The following is a 19727-nucleotide window of genomic DNA, read 5'->3' as shown; positions in this document are numbered from 1 at the left end:
ATCACTAATGAAAAGTTTGTTGTTAATGATTAATATATATTATAAAAAAAGAAGTTGAAAGTTAAGGAAAACTTTCAAAAGTTAAAAATTCATTTTCACCGGCCGCATCCTTGAAGGTGTCAATGATATCCTTATCGACCGCACCGGCATTGATCAATACAATTTCACATTCGATTTCAGTAAGACAGTCATATAAGGCGTCCAGATTCTTACCGTAATAGTCAGGGAAGTTTAATGCTTCCGCCAAATAATCATGCCCATCTCTTTTGATTAATTCACCATCCAATTGCATTTTAAACCTCCTTAAAAGTCTTATAGTGGTCGGAAGTGTAGTAAACCTTAAAGTCTCCTGAGTTATAAACTATCCTTTCAGCCCCACGTGCGGTTCCATTGGCGTTAATGTCGCATTCTATGTATCTGGAATCTGAATCCGGAAGTATGTGCTGGCGGTTGGTAAATGTATCTCCACCTATACTTTTTCCGGGAGCATATTCCTTAAGCGGTCCTCCATGCCATCCAAGGGCCTGTGCCTCCTTTTTTGTTATGTAGTTGCTTGGAAGCTTATGATATTCCTTAATGTAGGCCGCCACCTCGTCTACGGTACAGTACTGGCCGTCTTCAGTTACACCGGCACTGGATGAATCATCCCCGAAATGCAGAAAATCAAAAAATCCCGCACTCACAGATCCGATTGTAAACAGTGCAATTACAAGTGCAAAGATAAATACTAGCTTTTTGTTCATTTTATCAACTCAATATATTCTTTTATAGCCTCTTTATAATCCCTTAAAGGTTCAAATCCATTTTCAATCCATTTTTGATTTTTCAAAACGGAATAGCTTGGCCTTGGAGCAGGCCTTGAAAATTCGGATGCTGTAACTGGAATTACCTTAACGTCGCTGCCGGCAATTTCAAAGATATATCTTGCAAATTCGCACCATGAACAGCTTCCTGAATTTGTCAGATGATATATTCCGTAATAATCGGTTTCAATCAGTTTGGAAATTCCATCGGCCAAATCCGGAGTGTAGGTCGGTGTTCCAACCTCATCATAAACCACGGTAATTTCTGAATGATTCTTGGCCAGTTCAAGCATTGTTTTTGGGAAATTCTTACCGTTGATACCGTACAGCCATGCTGTCCTGATTATAAAGAACTTGTCCAAAATTTCCTGAATTGCCTCTTCAGCCATGAGTTTGCTTTTGCCGTAAACGCTTATCGGACCTATTTCGCCATCTTCAGCGATAGGTTCTCTTGCGGTTCCGTCAAAGACATAATCTGTACTTACATGAACCAGAGGACAGTCAATCTCCCTGCATGCAAGGGCAAGATTCCTGACGCCTTCACCGTTTACCGCATATGCCAGATCCTGGTTGGTTTCACATCCGTCAACATCGGTATATGCTGCGGAATTGATGACAATGTCCGGATTATTTTCCTTGATAATCTCAATTGTTTTATCCCTGTCAGTTATATCCAATGTTTTAGATGTTGTTAAAACCAGTTCATGGCTGTCTTTTAAAGCCACTTGCAAATCATGGCCCAGCATTCCATTAGAACCAGTAATTAAAATCTTCATAATAATCCCTTAAAAGTTTAATATATAGTTTAGATATATATTACTTTAAATATTTAAAATGGGAGTTATAATTATGAAAGTTTGTATTATGGGTCAAGGATATATCGGACTTCCAACAGCCGCCCTCTTTTCCAGAAGCCACTGTGAAGTTGTTGGAGTAGACATTAACGAAGAAATGATTGAAAACTTAAACAAGGGAATTATCCACATTGAAGAACCGGGAATAAGCGATATTATCAAAAAATCCGTCAGAAAACATACTTACAAAGCCTCATTAACTCCTGAAAAAGCAGACGCTTTCATCATTACAGTACCGACTCCATATATCGTTGAAAACTACAGCTGTGATTTAAGTTATGTCATCACCGCCTGTGAAACAATAATTCCATATCTGGAAAAGGGAAATACCGTCATTATTGAATCAACAATAGCTCCTATGTCAACCGATGAGGTCATCAAGCCTATCTTTGAAAAGGCCGGTTTTACCATAGGCGAAGACTTATACCTTGCGCACTGTCCTGAAAGGGTTCTTCCGGGCCGCATTCTAGAGGAACTGGTCCACAACGACAGAATCATTGGAGGAGTAACTCCTGAATGTGCAGTTAAAGCAAGCGAAGTGTACGGACAGTTCGTTGAAGGATATCTGATGCTCACTGAAGCGAAAACCGCTGAGCTGTCAAAATGTATGGAAAACACCTTCAGGGACGTCAATATCGCACTTGCAAACGAGCTTGCCAAAATCTGTGCTGAAATTGGAGTGAATGCGCTTGACGTTATTAAAATGGCAAACAAGCATCCAAGAGTAAACCTGCATTCTCCGGGCCCTGGTGTTGGAGGACACTGCCTTGCAATTGACCCTTACTTCATTTATGCCAAAGCGCCTGAAACCGCTAAAATCATAAAACTGGCACGTGACACAAACAAATCCATGCCGAGATTCGTCTGCGAATACGTCAGAAAAATAATTCCGGACGGAAAGATTGCCGTTTTGGGAGTTTCATATAAGGGAAACACCGGTGATGACAGGGAAAGCCCATCCTATGAAATCATAGCTGAACTCGAACAGGACGGATATGAAATTGCAGTCCATGACCCTCACATAAAAAGGGATACCCTTGTGAGCTTTGCCGATGCAATCGATGGCGCAAAACTGATTCTTATCCTATGCGACCACGATGAGTTCAAGCATCCTGATTATCAGTTAATCAGCAAAAAAATGGAAAATCCAATCATTTTCGATACTAAAAACATAATCTATAAAGTTCCTGATGATGTCACACTTTATAATTATGGCAACCTGTATGAAATTTAAATCAATATTTGACTGCAATTTTACAGGGTTACGACAATTTTCCAACATAAACTCAATATTTTCATATTAAAACAACTGAGAAATCTTTATTAATGATATTAACATAACATATTACTTAATTAAACAAATTAAGTGATATGATGAAATTAGAAGTGTTTATTAGCAGCAATATGGAAGAGTTTAAAGAAGAGCGTAAACTCTTGAGGGATGAAATTTTGAATGACCCTGTCCTAAACAAATTTATTGAGCCATACCTTTTTGAATACGATGGTGCAAAATCACAATCTGCAGACGAAGTTTTCATTAACGAAATTGAATACTGTGACATTTACATCGGCCTGATTGGCTCACAGTATGGAGACATATATCGTAACGGATATTCCGCAACCGAATATGAATACGAAACATATATGAAAAAACAGGCTGATGCCTATCTTTTTGTTAAAAACGTCTATACTAGAGACAAGGGGTCTCAAAAGTTTTTAAGCAGAATATCTAAAAAACACAAATACAAAGAGTTCAACACGCCACAGGAATTAGTTGAAGAAGTGAAAAAATCAATTCTAGAATGTATTCAGGAAAAACTAAATCCAGGAATTTTTGATTTTAGGCTTTTGAAAAACTCCTCATGTGATGATGTGGACCCAAGAGCCTTGGAATTATTTTTTAACAATTTGACCGATGAATCTCTCAAACAATTGAAAGACATGAGAGATATGGACAAAATTTTAGACTACATTGGAGCCGGTGAAATTGATGAATTGGGAAATTTCAATCTAAATACTGCGGGCGCACTATTCTTTGCAAAAGACATCACAAAATTTAGAATCGACCATGATATCAAGATGGTTCGCTTTAATGGGAATGACAGATTAGAAATTATTGACCGTTTCATGTCTAAAAGCTCATTTTTTATATTACTTGAAGAATTTGATGAATTTTTCATGAAAAATACCAAATTAGGTGCTGTTATTGAAGGTATGAAACGAGTTGACATACCAGAATATCCTATAAAAGCTATTCGTGAAGGATTTGTTAATGCACTTGCCCATAGAAATTATGAACTTCCTGGAAACTGCATTACATTCTACATTTATGACAATAGAATCGAAATTATAAGTCCGGGAGAACTTCCATACCCAATGACATTGGAAAAATTGGGAGTCGAGGAAAATCCTAAACACAGAAACGAAAATATCTGCAGGATATTTGGAAGAACAAAATACATGGAACATGTTGGAACCGGAATTAAACGTATGCGTGATGAAATGAAGGATGCCGGTTTAAAAGAACCTGAATTTTTTAATGATGGATTTTTTGGCGTGAGATTCTTTGGTCCAGATGGAAAATTGATATACAAAAAAGAAAATAAAAGTTACAACTTTAAAGATTTAACAGAATACAACCTTAATGAAAGGCAAATAACAGCTTTGAAGAAAATCATTAATGAACATTTCGTATTCACTCATAAGTCGTATTGCGAATACTTTAATGTTTCTAGAACTACAAGCAGAAGGGATTTAGATGATTTAGTCGAAAAAAAATTAATTAAAAATACCAAATTGGGAAAAGAAAATAATTTTTCAATGGTCAGATAATGCCAAATTTTGACCACATCATCAAACCTATTAAAAATATAAATATTGATTAATAATATTATAGTTTGCTAGATTAACTATAATTTAAATTAATCACTATTTTAATTTAAAAAAAGATTAATAAAAATGGCCATTTGCCGGCCACTAAATTTTTATTAGTTTCATTCTCCGAAACTTACTCTTTCGAATTTTTCTAAAGCTTTTAGGGATTTAGTAGCATCCACACCTATTTTTGTAGTAGTTCCATCACTTTCAGCTACCGGATCAAGAGATGAACCTCTTACATTAGGCACTATCATGATGTCCCTGTCACCTTTTATACGTGTTGATATTGCATATTCAACATCTTCAGCATCGAACACATTAACGTCAGTGTCGACAACAACACAATGTTTAAGTGACGGATGAGCGGATAACGCTGCCATTATTGCGTTTTTTCCATCCCCTTCAGTCTGTTTTCTGATTGAAACAACTGCATGCAACCAGCAGCAGCCTCCTTCAGTCAAGACAACATTTTCCACTGTAGGAACTGCATTTTTAACTGCCTTGAATATCCTTGGCTCTTGAGGAAGGCCCTGCAATAGCTTATGTTCGAATCCTGCAGGAATGATTGCATGATAAACCGCATCCTTTTTAATGTGCATGGTTTCAAGATTTATAATCGGCTGGTCACGGATGATATCGTAGGTATCTGTTAAATCAACAAACGGACCTTCTGCAACTGTTTCTGTCACTGATATTTTACCTTCCAAAATAATGTCAGCCTGAGGAACATTCAAATCTCCGCATTTAATCAATTCGAGATTTCCGCCTTTAAATGCATTTGCAACGTCCATTTCATCGTAATCAATTGGAATTGAGGTAGTACTTGCAAGCAATATTGCAGGGTCCATTCCAATAGCTATTGCAATGTCCAAGTCTTTTCCCATTTTTTGTGCCTTTTGGAAATAGGTGTAAAGGTTTCTTGGAACTATCCTGATTACAAGTCTTTTGTTGTCCAAAACCATCATCCTGTGAATTGATGCGTTCTGGATACCTGTTTCAGGGTCACGTGCAAATACGACACCTGCGGTAATGTAAGCTCCACCATCTCTTTTATAGTGAGTGAGAATTGGTATTTTATCCAAATCAATTTCTGAAGTTTCATATTCACTGAAATCTGTAAATTTGTCGACTTTAATTGGCTTTTCCATTGCGTCAATGATTTTTTCTGTGATTTCAGATACTTCACAGTTGATTGATTTTGCTATCTTATCCCTGGTGTTGCATATTCCAGAAATGACCGGCATGTCATAGCCTTTAACGTTTTTAATTATTACGGTATCCTTAGGATATTGCCTTAAAACTTTTGCAACTTCAAATTCGCTTGAAAGCTCTTCTGAAATTTCAATTACATTGTCATCATTAATTTTCATGTTATCCCTATAAGTTAATTTTTTTATCTTTTAATTTGTCTAAAAGTCCAGTAATATTCGGATTGTCGATTCCAAGAATTTCACCAGCCAAAACTGCCGCATTCTTACCGTTGTTAATTCCAACTGTCGCAACAGGTACGCCCGGTGGCATGCTTACTGTAGTTAACAAATAATCGTCGCCATTTTCATTAGTACATGGAACTCCAATTACAGGCTTGTCTGTAAGGCCTACAATACCCCCTGTAACCTGTGATGAATTTGAACTAATTCCAATGAATATCTTAACGTTTTTCATTGATTTTACATAATTTGTGAATTTTTTAGTGGATCTGATTGGACAAACAACTTTTATGTCATAGCTGATTTTAAGCCTGTCCAATATAACACCTGCTTTTTTAGCGGTTGGCAGGTCAGTTTGCCTTCCTACAATGATGGAAACCTCTGCATCCTTATTTTTACAGGTATTTTCAGCATCGTCATCAACTTTAACGCCATTTATTTCAAGGTTTTTAATTCTCAAGAAATCATTTTGTATAAAAGGCCTGTCGATTTGCTGAACTATATTTTCATTGCTGTCATAAACCTTCTGAGCATAATCCTTTCTTAATTGTCTTACCTTTAAGCGAACCTCTTCATCGTGAAGTCCAATGAACTGAGCAGCCAATATTGCAGCATTGTCTCCCCTGTCAATTCCAACAGTTGCAATAGGAGACGGATAAGGCATTTGAACAACTGATTCAAGCGCATCTATACCGCCAGTTTTAACATCAACCGGAACCCCGATAACAGGTCTTGGTGTGTAAGCAGCAATGGAACCCGGCAGGTGTGCCGCAAGTCCTGCAATACCAATAAACACTTCTATTCCGGCATCAGTTCCTTGACTAACGATTTCACGAACAAGATTAGGTGTTCTGTGGGCAGATGCGATTTTTAAACTATATGGTATTTCCAATTTGTCTAAAATATCCATAGCTTTTTCAGCAATAGCAATATCTGAACCGCTTCCAAGAATAATCATTATCTTTGGTGTCATTAAATCCCTTCTAAATAAATCATTAAATATAGATATTATATCGAAAGTCATTAATAAGATTTTAATATTGACCCTGAATCAAAAAATTGACTTAGAATTAAAAAATTTACCCATACTTATATAAATGTGTTGTGTTAAAACTAACACATATATAAATATTATTTAAAATATAATATGACATGTCAAGAAAAAATCAGGACAAAACAAGCATAGGTGATAAAATTATCTATAATGTCAAAACGCCCAATGGATGGTCAATTATCATTATGCCGGATAATATTTTAATTGACAATTATCACATTGGAAAGGCGCACATTCACCCAAACCCTGAAAAGCACTCGGAAAAAATAGAATTAAGCAAACAGGATCAAAATGAAATTTTTGAGATTATAAAAGACTATCTGCAAATTACCGGCAAATTAGATATAAGCGAATTGGTGGAGATGTTGAAATGATTATTACATTAGTCAAGAAACAGACTGGAGCCGAATTTATTCAAGAAATGGAAAAAACATATAAATCCATAAATGAACTAGAAAAATTATTCAAACGAACAAACAACATGAAAATGTATGTTGATTTGGAAAATTGGAAATATTACAAAAATAATTTAGATGAAACAATTGAAATTAGCGAAAGCTTATTTACAAACAAATTATCTTTATCCGATTTAGATTTAACTATTCTAAATACAATTAAACATGAAAAGCCAAAAAGCATTCGTGATTTAGCGAAAAAAATTAATAAGGATGTAAGTAACATCCAGCCGAAAGTTAAAAAATTAGAAGAAGAGGGATTTATTAAATTTGAAACAGGTATGAAAAACAGTAAAATTCCCTATCTTACATACGATGAAATTAAACTTGAGATTTAGATAATCATTGAGAGATTTATCCTTTTTCTCCCAACATCAACATCTAAAACCTTAACGTCAACAATTTCACCAACACTAACAATGTCGAGCGGATGTTTTACATATTTATCTGCTACCAATTGAGATATATGGACCAAACCGTCCTGATGAACTCCAATATCTACAAAAGCGCCAAAATCAACAATATTTCTTACAGTCCCCTGCATTATCATTCCTATTTCCAGATCTTCAATTGACAATACGTTCTTTCTAAGAATCGGTTTTGGCATGTCTTCCCTTGGGTCACGGCCCGGCTTTTTAAGCTCCTTGATAATGTCCTTCAGAGTTTCCAAACCGATTTCAAGCTCATCGGAAAGTGATTCCAAATCCAGATTATCCAATCTTAACTTATTTGAACCTATATCATCAAGAGAATAGTTCAGTTTTTTAAGCAGCTTTTTTGTTGCGGAATATGATTCCGGATGTATTGTTGTATTATCCAGAGGATATTCGGGATTGTCAATTTTAATAAAGCCTGCACACTGCTCAAATGTTTTCTTACCTAGTTTTTTAACGTTTAAAAGCTCTTTTCGATTGGTGAACCTGCCGTTTTCATCCCTATATTCGATGATGTTTTGAGCGGTTGTTTTTCCAATTCCAGATACGTGATTAAGCAGGCTGTAAGACGCAGTGTTCAAATCAACTCCGACCTCATTTACAACCTTTTCAACAACTCCGTCGAGAGACTCGGACAGCTGCTTCTGATTCATGTCATGCTGATACTGCCCAACACCAATGGATTTCGGGTCAATCTTAACAAGCTCGGCTAAAGGATCCTGAAGCCTTCTTGCAATTGAAACCGCACTTCTCTCACCTTCAGAGAAATCCGGAAATTCCTCATCAGCCAGCTTTGATGCTGAATAAACTGATGCTCCCGCCTCATTGACAATAATATATTCAACATCTGTGCCCTTAATGATTCTTGCAACGATTTCCTCAGACTCCCTTGAGGCGGTTCCGTTACCGATAGCTATTACGTTAATGTCATATTCATCAATCAGTTCACGGACTGTCCTTATTGACTCTTCCACCTTATTTTGAGGAGCTGTAGGATATATCAGTGATGTGGCAAGAACCTTTCCTGTCTCGTCAATGATGGCCAGTTTGCAGCCTGTTCTAAAAGCGGGGTCCCATCCCAAAATTGTTTTACCGACAAGCGGAGATTCCATCAACACCTGATTTAAATTTTGGGCAAATACTTCAATTGACTTTTCCTCTGCCTTTTCAGTCAGATAATTTCTAATCTCCCTTTCGATTGCAGGAGATATCAGCCTTTTATAGGCATCTGCAATCGCTTCCTTGATAATAGGGGTTGTGTATCTGTTGTATTCGATTTTTTCAGGAATTTTTGAAATGTTTTTTAGGGTATGCCTTTCCAGATACCTTAAGATGTCGTCAGTTTCACATTCGATTTTGGCCTTGACAATGCCCTCCTTTTCTGCACGGTTTATGGCCAGTATCCTATGCGGAGGAATCTTTTTGATATTTTCTGAGTAATTATAATAAACTTCATACTCGCTGGAAGCATCCTTGTCCTTAGCTTTTGATGTGATTTGACCTGTAAAGAAGGTATTTTTCCTGATTTTACCTCTGAAATCAGAATTGTCGGATATTATCTCCGCAATTATATCCTGTGCGCCCTGTATAGCTTCCTCAGGTGTTTTAACCTCATCGTTAATGTAGTTTTTTGCGATTTTTTTAACGGACTGCCTCACTTCCTGAGCAAGTATCACATCGGCCAGCGGTTCCAGGCCTTTTTCCTTTGCCTTGGTTGCTCTTGTCTGTTTTTTGCTTTTGTATGGCCTGTACAAGTCCTCAAGTTCGACCAGTGTAGCTGCATTTAAAATCTGATTTTTTAAACTCTCATCTAATTTTCCAAGATCTTCAATCCTTTTTAAGACCTTTTCCTTTTTATCTTCAAGATTTCTGAGATATTTTAATCTCTCATCGAATTTTCTTAATGTCTCATCATTAAGAGAACCAGTAACGTCCTTTCTATACCTTGCAATGAACGGTATTGTGTTTCCATCATCAATGAGATTTATAACTTTTTTAACTTGCCAATTAGCTAAATTTAATTCCTTTTCTAAAGTACTAACAATCATTAGATTATTATTAGATTGAATTAAAATTTAAAATTTTTGTTAATTTTATAAAAACCTTTATACTACTTAAAAAACAAATTTATAAATAATTAAATAATTACGGTGAATTTGGTGTATTGGTTTTTTGTTATACTTACTTTTCTACTGGCAGGAATAAAAACCCAAAAACCTAAAAAATATCAAAAGGTTTCAGTTATTATTCCGGCATACAACGAGGAGGAAACCGTCGCTAAGGTAGTGAAAGTGGTTAAAAAAGTATCGTTTGTAGATGAAATCATCGTTGTAAATGATGGATCAAGTGATAATACTGCCGAAGAGGCTGAAAAAGCCGGCGCCATTGTAATTACTCATGAAATCAACAAAGGAAAAGGTCAGGCATTACATACAGGTTATAAAGAAGCTGAATGTGACATTATAGCTTTTATCGACGCTGACATTTACAATTTAACTTCCAAAAAGGTTGAAGCCATGATCATGCCTATTCTTGAAGGCAAAGCTGAAATTACAAAGACCAAATTTGCCCGTGAAAGTGGACGTGTAACTGAACTTACTGCAAAGCCACTCCTGAATTTCTTTTTCCCTGAGATTAATTTTGAACAGCCTTTGAGTGGACAGTTTGCGGCTCGTAAAGAAGTATTGAAACGTATTAATTTTGAAACAGACTACGGTGTCGATGTAGGTATTGTTATCGATGCTGATGTTTTAGGAATATCAATTTTAGAAGTGGACATTGGTGCAATCCAGCATGACATGTCCCCTCTTTCCGATTTGAATTTGATGGCTAACGAAGTTGTAAGAACAATCATCAACCGTGCAAACAAATACGGCAGAGTCACAATGATTGATGATATCGGATATTACATCAGAATGGCAATAGTCGGTTTATCTCTCGTTATTTTAGGATTGTTTACAATATTTTTCGTTAGATTCGTTCCTCTTGAGATAGCCGTTATTATAACAATAATCGGAATAATCATTGCCTTATACTACATCATCAAGGTTGTTGTGCAATCCATCGTGATGTTTAGAAAGACACCCGGAGGAAACCTTGTCAGGTCATTTATCAAGATTCACTTCCCGATGATTATCTCAATAGTCATTCTCCTTTTGATGATTTCCACATTCATCGGTGCGGCACACTTTGACAATGGTGTCTTATCAGTGGAGCCTAACTCAAGAAACCTGATTATTTATGCAGATAACTCACAGTCAGCAAATACAATCTCTGCCAGAGGCCCATACACAATCGATGCGGCAATAGAAAACGAATCAACACAAATTCGTATGCCTTCAGACGCAATGGTAACGCTGGGCGTGAGCATAAATGATACAATATCCATTGACGGAGAGGAATACACCATCAATGAAACAAGACCTGGCGAACCTGACGTGTTAAGACTTCCGATTGATGCTAAAAAGGCATTGGATGTGGAAACAGGATCTGTTATTCAAAATAGTCGTTTAAAAGAAATATTTGAAGGTTCAGGAGTAATCCACAATTACTATGGAGAAAACACCACAGTTTCTGAAGACTACATCATAACATCAAGAGATAAGGTTTCAGGAATTTATGAGGTAGTAATTGATAACGCTTCCGTAGTTACCTCCCACGGAATTTTTAAAGATAACGCATCCTATGAAATCAATGTCAATGGAGAGTTGATGGACACAATCACATATGTGAATCAGACATTTGACAAGAATGTCAGCGAATTCACCTATGGCGGCCATGACATCAGAATTACTTTTGAAAAAACAAACAGTACCTCAATAAAACAGTTCCTAAGGCAAGATCAAAATACTTTCATGAACATATATCTATAGCAGATATTCTAATTTTCAAAAAAAAGTTAAAAAAAAGGGAGATAAAAGCAGGATGGGATTTTCCTGCTTTTAAATTAGGTCAATAATATAAGTTTATTTTCTTCTTCTTAAAGCAACGCCTGCACCTAATACTGCAGTAACACCGAGCAAGAGTAAGATTGGATTACCGGTTGCTAACATGCTGTGCATATTGGTTGCGTTAGCTGTTTGGTTTTGTACAGCCTGTGCGGTTGCGTTTCCGGTTACATTTGTGGTTGCGTTGTCAGTTGAGTTTCCGGTTGCGTTGATTGGTTCTCCTGCTGCTTCGTCGTGTGCGTAGTCAGGATCAATTTCCGGTGCACCAGGGTGGCCGTCTTCCATATTTCCGTTGTACTGGCCTCCAGCCCATCCACCATCATAGGTAGCATCATCAACATCGTCGAAGTCAGGGTGGTCGCCAACACCCATGTCGTCTACAGCGCTAAGGTAAGTTCCGTCCATATCAGCATTGACATCTGCAGCGCATGCAACACCTGCAGATGCAATTACACAAAATATTGCAAGTAATGTTAATAGTTTTTTTGAAATATTCATAATAATCACCCGTGAGTTTGAATTTTAGTAGGGGCAAGTTAATTGTTTTGGAGGAAAAATAACTTGCTTCACACAAATAATTATATAATCAAGGCCATATATAAAGTTTTTCGAATGTAAGTGCTCACTTGCATCGTAAAAAGAGAAAAAAAGCAATATTATAAAGTTATAATAAAAAATAATTAAAATAAAACTTCTGTTTGAAAATATAAGTGGTATAACGAATAATAAATATGTCAAAAATTAATGTTTTAAAAAAAATAGTTAAAAATCTAAGAATTGATCTTAGATTATTTTTTGTCATATGCTTTTACTGCTTCTTCAACATCATTGTAAAGACCGAGTGCAGCTAAAGCACCAACTTTACCCTGTTCACCTGTAACGGCAATTAAAGGTATGTTTAATTCTTCTGCAACACTTTCTGCAGTTTCGACATCCATCATTCCGGATTTGGTGGCAATTGAATATTCCCTCAATTTTTCAGGAATGTCAAGACCTTCCAAAATAGCTATAGCGGTCTTATCAGATAATGTATCCCTCTTGAGGATTTCAATAACCCTATTAATCAAATCTTCTTTTTTGGACTCTTCAACTGCAAATGTCAAAGCAATAGAAACACAGTTTTGAGTTTTATGAGGATTATGCGGATATAACTGTACAATGATATGGTCCAGATATTCAAAACCTTCACCTGCAAGCTCCACACCCAAGTTATGAGCCATGGTCCATGTAGCACCAGCATCCTTGGTATCGGTATCATCAACACCAATGACAACTTTTTCAAGTTTTGGAGTTACTACAGTAGCCTTACCGGCTTTTGAGCCTCCGCCAACTTCAATAAGTTCCACATATTTTACTCCTTCACCCATTCCTCTGCACATTCCGGCACCTACACCTGCACCGGCAAGTCCTGCATGGGTTACCTTTACCTCATCTCCGTCGATGACGATTTCATCAATTCCAGCCGCATTGAAACTGGCCTTCAGGTCAAGCGGTGCTGAACCGACATGACAGGAGTAAACATGCTTGTTTCCATCACGGTAAGCTGAATCTATCAATTCTGAATTGTTTCTGTATTGGTTTAACAACCAGTGAGATCCGGAAATGCATGGATGGTACTCTACAATTTCCACTTTATCCCCATCAACCATTGTTAGCACTTTTTCGTATGGTGCTATCCAAGGGTCTTGGAATTTTTCTCTTAGTTCGTTAGGTTTTAGAATTTCCATCTAATCACTAGATTTCTTTTAATCTGTCACACATTTTGATAGCTGCTTCAACAGCACTTTTTGCGTTTTTAACACGTCTGTGAGCATCTAATCTGGTCATTCCAGGACCGGTAATACCGAGTGCTACAGGGGTGTCATATTCTAATGCCAAATCAGCGATTTTACGGGAAGCGTGTTGTGCTACGATTTGATCGTGGTCGGTTGCACCTTCAATTACAGCACCTAATGTGATGATTGCGTCGTATTCGTCTTTTTGTAATAATTTTTTGATTACTAAAGGCATGTCGAATACACCAGGTACAGCCACTACTTTTGTAATTTCACAGTCTCTATTTTTAGCTTCCGCTTTAGCCAATTCTAACATCATTTGAGTTATATCATAATTAAATTCTGCAACAACAGCTGCAATTTCATATTTTACCATTTTATCTACCTCGTTTTTTTAATTAAGCTCCACCGCTGAATATAATGAGAAGGAATCCAGCAACCCCACTAACTACCATAATGAATATAATAAAAAGTGCGGCCATTTGCATTTTGGTTAATTTTTTAAAATTCATATTTTTATTCTCCATCTATTTTTCATAAATTATCTTTAACCGCTTCGGCAAGTTCCATTGTAGTTGCAGAACCTCCCAAATCACCAGTTAAAATATTACCGTCATTCAATACTTTCAATATTGCCGCATCAAACCTGTCAGCGGCCTCATTTTCACCAATGTATCTAAGCATCATCACTGCAGAAAGCATCATGGCTATCGGATTGGCTATGCCCTGGCCTGCAATGTCCGGCGCTGAACCGTGAACTGGTTCGAACAATGCTGCGTCTTCACCTATATTTGCAGAAGGAATAAGGCCTAATCCTCCAACAAGCCCTGCACCCTCATCGGAAAGTATGTCTCCAAAGAGGTTTGTAGTTACAATGACTTCAAAGCTTTCAGGCTGTGTAATAAGATACATTGCTGTTGCATCTACATAAAAGTCCTCAGTTGCAATGTCGGGATAATCCTTTGCAACTTCATAGAAAATTTCCTTAAACAGACCGTCAGTTTTCTTCAATACATTAGCCTTGTGAACAGCAGTCACTTTGCTTTTATTGTTTTCCACTGCATAGTTAAATGCATAGTCAATAATGCGTTTTTCAGCCTCTCTTGTTATGATACGCTTTGCCACTGCACCTTCATCGGTGTAAGACTCCTCATCTGCAATATACATTCCCTCTGTATTTTCACGGACAATCATGAAATCTATGTTTTCAAACAGTGAATCGGTGTTGGGATATGTCTTCACAGGCCTTAAATTGGCAAACATCTTCATTTCCTGGCGTATCTTAACAATGACGTCAGCTGCAGTTTCACCCGCTGCACCAAATAAACAGGCATCGGCATTGCGTATGATGTCCAAGGTTTCACTAGGAAGAGCAGTTCCAGTTTTTTCAAGACATTCATCGCCTGCCTGGCCGTAAACGTAATCAAAATCAATATCCAAACTATCAAGAACAAAAAGTGTAGCTTCCATTACTTCCTTACCTATTCCGTCTCCCGGAACAACAGCTATCTGATACTTATCTTTTGTTTTTGAGGTACTCAATTAAACCACCTTGTTCCAATATTTCCAACATGAATGGAGGCAATTTTTTAAACTCTATTGTTTCGCCACTTTGATTTATAATTAAACCTTTATCCATGTCAACTTCAATTTCTTCTTCGTTTTCAACAAGTTCTGTAATTCCTGGAGCTTCAAGAAGCGGAACACCCACGTTTGTAGCATTTCTGTAAAAGATTCTTGCAAATGACTCCGCAATCACGGCTGAAACCCCGACGCCCTTAAGTGCAATCGGCGCATGTTCACGTGATGAGCCGCAACCGAAATTCCTTCCGGCAACGATGAAATCCCCTTTCTTGCATTTCTTATCGAAATCAGCATCCAAACCTTCCATACAATGTTCGGCCAGTCTTTCTTCATCTGTGTAAATCAAATATCTTCCAGGAACAATAATGTCAGTGTCAATATCGTCTCCAAATTTCCATGCAGTTCCTTTCACAATATCACTCCGGTGCTACAATTCTTCCTTCAATAGCTGAAGCCGCAGCCACAGCCGCTGAGGATAAAAATACTTTTCCTTCAGGTGAGCCCTGTCTACCCTTAAAGTTTCTGTTGGAAGTGGACAGGCTTACCTCTCCAGGACCTATAATTCCAGTGTGTCCTCCAAGACATGGGCCGCAGCAAGGAGCGGATACAAGTGCGCCCGCATCAACGAATATTTTCAGAAGTCCTTCGTCAAGTGCCCTTGAGTAAACTTCTTTTGATGCCGGAATGACCAGCATTCTTGTTCCTTTAGCTACCTTTTTGCCTTTCAATATTTTTGCAGCCTGTCTTAAATCGCTTAACCTACCGTTGGTACAGGAACCTAAAAATACCTGATCCAGTTCCTGGTCGACCTCGCTTACCGGCCTTACATTATCAACATGGTGAGGACAAGCGACTTGAGGTTCCAAATCACTTACATCAATATCAATTATATTAAGAGACGGTGAATCCAAATCAGTCTTATAAACCTTATATGCATTATTTGAGCGTTTTTCAACATAATCTATGGTCTTTTGGTCAGGTTCAACCAAACCGGTTTTACCGCCCATTTCAATAGCCATATTACATAAGACCATCCTGTCAGATACGCTCATGTCGCTTACGGTTTCTCCTGCAAACTCACAGGCCTTGTATGTTGAGCCGTCAACACTTACCTGGCCTATGATATGTAGAATAACATCCTTGGCGTAAACGTTTTCCTTCAGTTTACCGGTTATTTCAAACCTGTTGGTTTCAGGCACCTTGAGCCATAAATTTCCTTCAGAAAAAACCATTGCCATGTCTGTTGATCCGATACCTGTTGCAAATGCTCCCAAGGCACCATGAGTGCAGGTATGTGAATCTGCGCCCACTATCACTTCTCCAGGCACGACGTGACCCAATTCCGGAAGTATCTGATGACAAACTCCCGCATTGACATCATAAAAATGTTCAATATTCTGCTTTTTAACGAACTCTCTCATTATCATATGATTATTAGCTGAGTCAATTGAGTCTGCTGGAACTTGATGGTCAAACGGAATGACAATCTTTGACGGGTCCCAGACTTTTTCAGCACCTATTTTTTCAAAAGATTCAACTGAAAGAGGTCCGGTTAAATCATGTGTCATTGCTACATCAATATTTGCTATAACTATATCTCCAGCTTCAACTTCACTCTTACCGGATGCTCTAGCTAATATTTTTTCTGACATTGTTGGCATATTTTCAACCTCTTAATAATGAATAATATATGTATTTTATAAAATATATAAGTTGTTTTATTTTTGAAAAAAATGAATTTTTTAAATATTTTAACTTTATATATAATGTATTCCAAAAATAATATTATGAGCTCATTTTTGAATAAACTTAGAAAAAAAGAAGAACCTATTACTATTGAAGAAGAAGGTCCAGTTTGGGACGATAGGATTTTCTGGGTTTCAACAATGCAAAAAATTGCTTTTCCAGTATTAAATAACCTGGCAAAGGGAAATTTAAGGAAAAACATGCCTTATGAGTCAACTTCACTCGAAGGACAGAAATTCTCATACCTTGAAGCCTTTGCACGCGTGTTTAATGGAATTGCACCATGGTTAGAATTGGGAGCAGACAACTCAGAGGAAGGTATTGTACGTGAAAAATACATTAGAATGACAAAAAAGGCCATCTCAAATGCAGTGAATCCCAACAATAACGATTACATTTTTGTAGTTGAACCGAAACAATCTTTAGTTGATGTTGCTTTATTTGCTCAAGGATTGCTAAGGGCTAAAAATCAAATTTGGCTTAATTTACAAATGGATGATCAGGCAAGGATTATCCGTGAACTTAAAAATACAAGAGTTATCGCACCTTATGAAAATCACTGGTTATTATTTACTTCAATGATTGAAGCTGCTCTTTTGGAATTTACAGGAGAATGCGATAAAGAGCGTTTAAGCTATGGTGTTCGCAGATTCAGAGATGAATTTTACATGGGTGACGGAATCTACTCCGACGGAGAGGATTACACTTCAGGCTATTTCAACAGCATTGTAATTCATCCTATGCTGAATGATATTCTAAAAGTGATGAGAAAATATGGAATCAGCGAAGGCGAATTTCTGGATGTTCAGCTTATGAGATCTTCAAGATTAGCATCTCAACTGGAAAGAACCATTTCACCAGATGCGACCTATCCTCTTTTGGGTACTTGTCTTGCTTATCGTTGCGGAATTTTCCATTCCCTATCACAGGCAGCATTATTAAAAATCTTACCTAGAAACATTCAGCCTTCTCAGGTCAGATCCGCTCTAACAGCTGTTTTGAAAAAGCAATTTGGAGACAATCACAACTTTTCAAGTGCCGGATGGTTACTTGTAGGACTTAACGGTTCTCAATTGGACATTTCAGAAAGTGATATCAACACAGGCAGTCTCTATTTCTGTTGCGCAATATTTTTAGCATTAGGTCTACCGGCTTCAGACGTGTTCTGGACAGAACCTTTCGCTGAATGGACAAGCATGCAGGCATGGAACGGACATCCTGTACAAAAAGATCAAACTATTGATTTTTAAATTTTTTTCTTTTTTTAACTTCCTATTTTTGATGCAATAAATAATGAAAATTAGAATTTAAAGCGGATAAAAACCATTGGTTTCATACTTGATTTTTAACCATCTTTCAAGCATCTTGTCTGCCAGTACAAATTTTCTTTCACGATTGAATTCAATTATTCCCTGATTGGAAAGTGAATCTATGAATCTTGTTATGCTGGATTTTGCATATCCCAGCTCATTGTCCAAATCGGATCTATTTGAGCCTTCATGCTCCAGAAGATAGATTATGAAATCCTTTTCTCCATCACTTAATCTTCCCCAGACATAAATCCACATCATGGCAACCTGGTCAATGTTAAACTTGAGAGTTTGTTTGATTATTTCCTCATCACATATTGTGTTATTAGGCAGGACTGATGAAAGGCTATTTATATATAGAGGAATTCCTCGTGTGCACGCGTAAAATCTTTCAAATCCCTCATCTGTGAATTTTAAGTTATTTGATTTTTCCTCGATGTATCTTCTTGTCTCATCAGCTGTGAACGGCTCGATATTTATCTGTATCAATCTTCCTCCGAATGCTCCTTCCTGACCGTTAATCATGTTGATTATATCTGAAGTTTTTGAAACAGAACCTGTGAAGACATAACCTACATTGAACTGCTTTTGAACAAAGCTTCTTATTAGCCAAAAGAATGCATCTGGTTTTTTAACTTTTTTCAGTAGTTGAAACTCATCGATTACTATTATATATCCCTTTATGTCTTTTGACTCATCCACGATTTTTTGGGGAAGCTCCATTACAAATTTGGAAAGCTTGTCATAATTGTCATGGATTACCGGAACCGGAATGTCCATTATATTCGCATCTCTAGAAAAATCATAATTTTTCAATTGTAGTCCTTTAACATGCCCGGTTATTTTATCAATCCATTTTTTGTATGATTTCTTATCCTTAGACATTGTTTCGTTTATGGAATTCAAGATTGCCTTAAGCACTTCCTCCTCAGTTAGGTTTCCCTTTTGCCTTCCGACAATTTCGGATATATCAATAAATGATGTCAGAATGTCATCGCTTTGATCATTCAATACCTTTTTAAGAAGGAATGTCTTGCCCACGCCGCGATATCCTGTAATCAGCAATTGAGGTGGAATATCCAATCTGACTGTTGACAGCTGAGTATTTATCATGTTGATATCCCTCACCCGATTGAAAAAGTATTTGTCTATATCCTTCGGCATTGAAACCGGCATTATCTTCATTTTTAAACAACTCCATAATTTTTTTAATTGGACATGTTCCTTAATATCGAACATGTTTTATTTTATAAAACATAATATTTAAAATTATTGAATAATAAATGTTCGATTGAATCGAACATATTCTATTAAATAGAAAATTTAATTGATTCATAATAATTCTCATCCGATTAATTGATTAAAGAATTATAAGTAATATGATATTAAACCAAGAATTAGATATAGCTTTTGTGTAAAATAAACACAATTTTACAAAGCAAGGGAAATTTTACTATA

General features: G+C 36.9%; 19 protein-coding genes. 6 read left to right on the top strand and 13 right to left on the bottom strand.

Annotated features, from left to right (window positions below; all coding sequences use genetic code 11):
- Positions 1 to 61 precede the first annotated feature (61 nt).
- Genes ACKI30_RS00630 through rfbD form a run of 3 tightly spaced genes read right to left on the bottom strand, consistent with a single transcriptional unit; the run spans position 62 to position 1579 of the window.
- Positions 62 to 292: a barstar family protein gene (locus ACKI30_RS00630; RefSeq protein WP_407409006.1), complete on the bottom strand. Its 231-nt coding sequence runs from the start codon at positions 290 to 292 to the stop codon at positions 62 to 64.
- Position 293: 1 nt separating this feature from the next.
- Positions 294 to 743, bottom strand: a complete 450-nt coding sequence (locus ACKI30_RS00625) for a ribonuclease domain-containing protein (protein WP_330008283.1) — start codon at positions 741 to 743, stop codon at positions 294 to 296.
- Entirely contained in the window at positions 740 to 1579 is an 840-nt protein-coding gene (gene rfbD / locus ACKI30_RS00620) for a dTDP-4-dehydrorhamnose reductase (protein ID WP_407409004.1), read from the bottom strand. The genes ACKI30_RS00625 and rfbD overlap by 4 nt, the downstream gene beginning before the upstream one ends.
- A 73-nt stretch (positions 1580 to 1652) precedes the next feature.
- Here rfbD and ACKI30_RS00615 point away from each other — a divergent pair, with 73 nt between their 5' ends.
- Together ACKI30_RS00615 and ACKI30_RS00610 are read left to right on the top strand one after the other, a co-directional pair.
- A complete protein-coding gene (locus ACKI30_RS00615; protein WP_407409002.1) occupies positions 1653 to 2891 on the top strand; it encodes a nucleotide sugar dehydrogenase in 1239 nt (412 codons plus the stop codon).
- A 140-nt stretch (positions 2892 to 3031) separates the two neighbouring features.
- Positions 3032 to 4489 (top strand): ATP-binding protein, encoded by a 1458-nt coding sequence (locus tag ACKI30_RS00610; protein ID WP_407409000.1) that lies wholly within the window; start codon positions 3032 to 3034, stop codon positions 4487 to 4489.
- 161 nt (positions 4490 to 4650) lie between these two features.
- On the opposite strand, the gene ACKI30_RS00605 is transcribed toward ACKI30_RS00610, so the two are convergent.
- Both ACKI30_RS00605 and purE read right to left on the bottom strand, forming a co-directional pair.
- A complete protein-coding gene (locus tag ACKI30_RS00605; protein ID WP_407408998.1) occupies positions 4651 to 5904 on the bottom strand; it encodes a UbiD family decarboxylase in 1254 nt (417 codons plus the stop codon).
- A gap of 7 nt (positions 5905 to 5911) precedes the next feature.
- A complete protein-coding gene (purE, locus tag ACKI30_RS00600; RefSeq protein WP_407408996.1) occupies positions 5912 to 6937 on the bottom strand; it encodes a 5-(carboxyamino)imidazole ribonucleotide mutase in 1026 nt (341 codons plus the stop codon).
- A 179-nt stretch (positions 6938 to 7116) separates the two neighbouring features.
- Here purE and ACKI30_RS00595 point away from each other — a divergent pair, with 179 nt between their 5' ends.
- Together ACKI30_RS00595 and ACKI30_RS00590 are read left to right on the top strand one after the other, a co-directional pair.
- Positions 7117 to 7392: a hypothetical protein gene (locus tag ACKI30_RS00595; protein WP_407408994.1), complete on the top strand. Its 276-nt coding sequence runs from the start codon at positions 7117 to 7119 to the stop codon at positions 7390 to 7392.
- Positions 7389 to 7811: a MarR family transcriptional regulator gene (locus ACKI30_RS00590; protein WP_407408992.1), complete on the top strand. Its 423-nt coding sequence runs from the start codon at positions 7389 to 7391 to the stop codon at positions 7809 to 7811. The genes ACKI30_RS00595 and ACKI30_RS00590 overlap by 4 nt, the downstream gene beginning before the upstream one ends.
- On the opposite strand, the gene ACKI30_RS00585 is transcribed toward ACKI30_RS00590, so the two are convergent.
- A complete protein-coding gene (locus tag ACKI30_RS00585) occupies positions 7808 to 9955 on the bottom strand; it encodes a Tex family protein (RefSeq protein WP_407408991.1) in 2148 nt (715 codons plus the stop codon). The genes ACKI30_RS00590 and ACKI30_RS00585 overlap by 4 nt on opposite strands.
- A gap of 111 nt (positions 9956 to 10066) precedes the next feature.
- On the opposite strand from ACKI30_RS00585, the gene ACKI30_RS00580 reads away from it, so the two are divergent.
- Positions 10067 to 11779 (top strand): glycosyltransferase, encoded by a 1713-nt coding sequence (locus ACKI30_RS00580; protein ID WP_407408989.1) that lies wholly within the window; start codon positions 10067 to 10069, stop codon positions 11777 to 11779.
- A 93-nt stretch (positions 11780 to 11872) separates the two neighbouring features.
- Here the strand turns inward: ACKI30_RS00580 and ACKI30_RS00575 are convergent, their stop codons facing one another.
- From ACKI30_RS00575 to hacA, 6 genes are all read right to left on the bottom strand, one after another.
- Positions 11873 to 12352 (bottom strand): LPXTG cell wall anchor domain-containing protein, encoded by a 480-nt coding sequence (locus ACKI30_RS00575; RefSeq protein WP_407408987.1) that lies wholly within the window; start codon positions 12350 to 12352, stop codon positions 11873 to 11875.
- 290 nt (positions 12353 to 12642) lie between these two features.
- Complete coding sequence (gene mmp11 / locus ACKI30_RS00570) at positions 12643 to 13581, bottom strand: methanogenesis marker protein 11 (protein ID WP_330008270.1); 939 nt, start codon at positions 13579 to 13581, stop codon at positions 12643 to 12645.
- A gap of 7 nt (positions 13582 to 13588) precedes the next feature.
- A complete protein-coding gene (gene ribH, locus ACKI30_RS00565) occupies positions 13589 to 14005 on the bottom strand; it encodes a 6,7-dimethyl-8-ribityllumazine synthase (RefSeq protein ID WP_292747010.1) in 417 nt (138 codons plus the stop codon).
- A gap of 158 nt (positions 14006 to 14163) precedes the next feature.
- Complete coding sequence (locus ACKI30_RS00560) at positions 14164 to 15171, bottom strand: isocitrate/isopropylmalate family dehydrogenase (RefSeq protein ID WP_407408984.1); 1008 nt, start codon at positions 15169 to 15171, stop codon at positions 14164 to 14166.
- Positions 15146 to 15625 carry a 3-isopropylmalate dehydratase small subunit gene (locus tag ACKI30_RS00555; RefSeq protein WP_407408982.1) on the bottom strand — a complete coding sequence of 160 codons (480 nt, stop codon included), beginning with the start codon at positions 15623 to 15625 and terminating at the stop codon, positions 15146 to 15148. The genes ACKI30_RS00560 and ACKI30_RS00555 overlap by 26 nt, the downstream gene beginning before the upstream one ends.
- A gap of 4 nt (positions 15626 to 15629) precedes the next feature.
- Entirely contained in the window at positions 15630 to 16874 is a 1245-nt protein-coding gene (gene hacA, locus ACKI30_RS00550; protein WP_407408980.1) for a homoaconitase large subunit, read from the bottom strand.
- A gap of 105 nt (positions 16875 to 16979) precedes the next feature.
- On the opposite strand from hacA, the gene ACKI30_RS00545 reads away from it, so the two are divergent.
- Positions 16980 to 18209: a DUF2264 domain-containing protein gene (locus ACKI30_RS00545; protein ID WP_292738693.1), complete on the top strand. Its 1230-nt coding sequence runs from the start codon at positions 16980 to 16982 to the stop codon at positions 18207 to 18209.
- Positions 18210 to 18266: 57 nt separating this feature from the next.
- Here the strand turns inward: ACKI30_RS00545 and ACKI30_RS00540 are convergent, their stop codons facing one another.
- Complete coding sequence (locus ACKI30_RS00540; protein ID WP_407408977.1) at positions 18267 to 19454, bottom strand: AAA family ATPase; 1188 nt, start codon at positions 19452 to 19454, stop codon at positions 18267 to 18269.
- Positions 19455 to 19727 lie beyond the last annotated feature (273 nt).

The sequence above is a fragment of the Methanobrevibacter sp. genome (assembly GCF_045539575.1).
GTDB lineage: Archaea > Methanobacteriota > Methanobacteria > Methanobacteriales > Methanobacteriaceae > Methanocatella.
Note: the sequence above shows the minus strand (reverse complement) of the source record. Positions and strands in the feature narration are given on the sequence as shown.

Excerpts from the sequence above, each read along its gene's own strand:
- ACKI30_RS00630 (WP_407409006.1), bottom strand. The coding sequence starts at position 292 with ATGCAATTGGATGGTGAATTAATCAAAAGAGATGGGCATGATTATTTG.
- ACKI30_RS00625 (WP_330008283.1), bottom strand. The coding sequence starts at position 743 with ATGAACAAAAAGCTAGTATTTATCTTTGCACTTGTAATTGCACTGTTT.
- rfbD (WP_407409004.1), bottom strand. The coding sequence starts at position 1,579 with ATGAAGATTTTAATTACTGGTTCTAATGGAATGCTGGGCCATGATTTG.
- ACKI30_RS00615 (WP_407409002.1), top strand. The coding sequence starts at position 1,653 with ATGAAAGTTTGTATTATGGGTCAAGGATATATCGGACTTCCAACAGCC.
- ACKI30_RS00610 (WP_407409000.1), top strand. The coding sequence starts at position 3,032 with ATGAAATTAGAAGTGTTTATTAGCAGCAATATGGAAGAGTTTAAAGAA.
- ACKI30_RS00605 (WP_407408998.1), bottom strand. The coding sequence starts at position 5,904 with ATGAAAATTAATGATGACAATGTAATTGAAATTTCAGAAGAGCTTTCA.
- purE (WP_407408996.1), bottom strand. The coding sequence starts at position 6,937 with ATGACACCAAAGATAATGATTATTCTTGGAAGCGGTTCAGATATTGCT.
- ACKI30_RS00595 (WP_407408994.1), top strand. The coding sequence starts at position 7,117 with ATGTCAAGAAAAAATCAGGACAAAACAAGCATAGGTGATAAAATTATC.
- ACKI30_RS00590 (WP_407408992.1), top strand. The coding sequence starts at position 7,389 with ATGATTATTACATTAGTCAAGAAACAGACTGGAGCCGAATTTATTCAA.
- ACKI30_RS00585 (WP_407408991.1), bottom strand. The coding sequence starts at position 9,955 with ATGATTGTTAGTACTTTAGAAAAGGAATTAAATTTAGCTAATTGGCAA.
- ACKI30_RS00575 (WP_407408987.1), bottom strand. The coding sequence starts at position 12,352 with ATGAATATTTCAAAAAAACTATTAACATTACTTGCAATATTTTGTGTA.
- mmp11 (WP_330008270.1), bottom strand. The coding sequence starts at position 13,581 with ATGGAAATTCTAAAACCTAACGAACTAAGAGAAAAATTCCAAGACCCT.
- ribH (WP_292747010.1), bottom strand. The coding sequence starts at position 14,005 with ATGGTAAAATATGAAATTGCAGCTGTTGTTGCAGAATTTAATTATGAT.
- hacA (WP_407408980.1), bottom strand. The coding sequence starts at position 16,874 with ATGCCAACAATGTCAGAAAAAATATTAGCTAGAGCATCCGGTAAGAGT.
- ACKI30_RS00545 (WP_292738693.1), top strand. The coding sequence starts at position 16,980 with ATGTATTCCAAAAATAATATTATGAGCTCATTTTTGAATAAACTTAGA.
- ACKI30_RS00540 (WP_407408977.1), bottom strand. The coding sequence starts at position 19,454 with ATGAAGATAATGCCGGTTTCAATGCCGAAGGATATAGACAAATACTTT.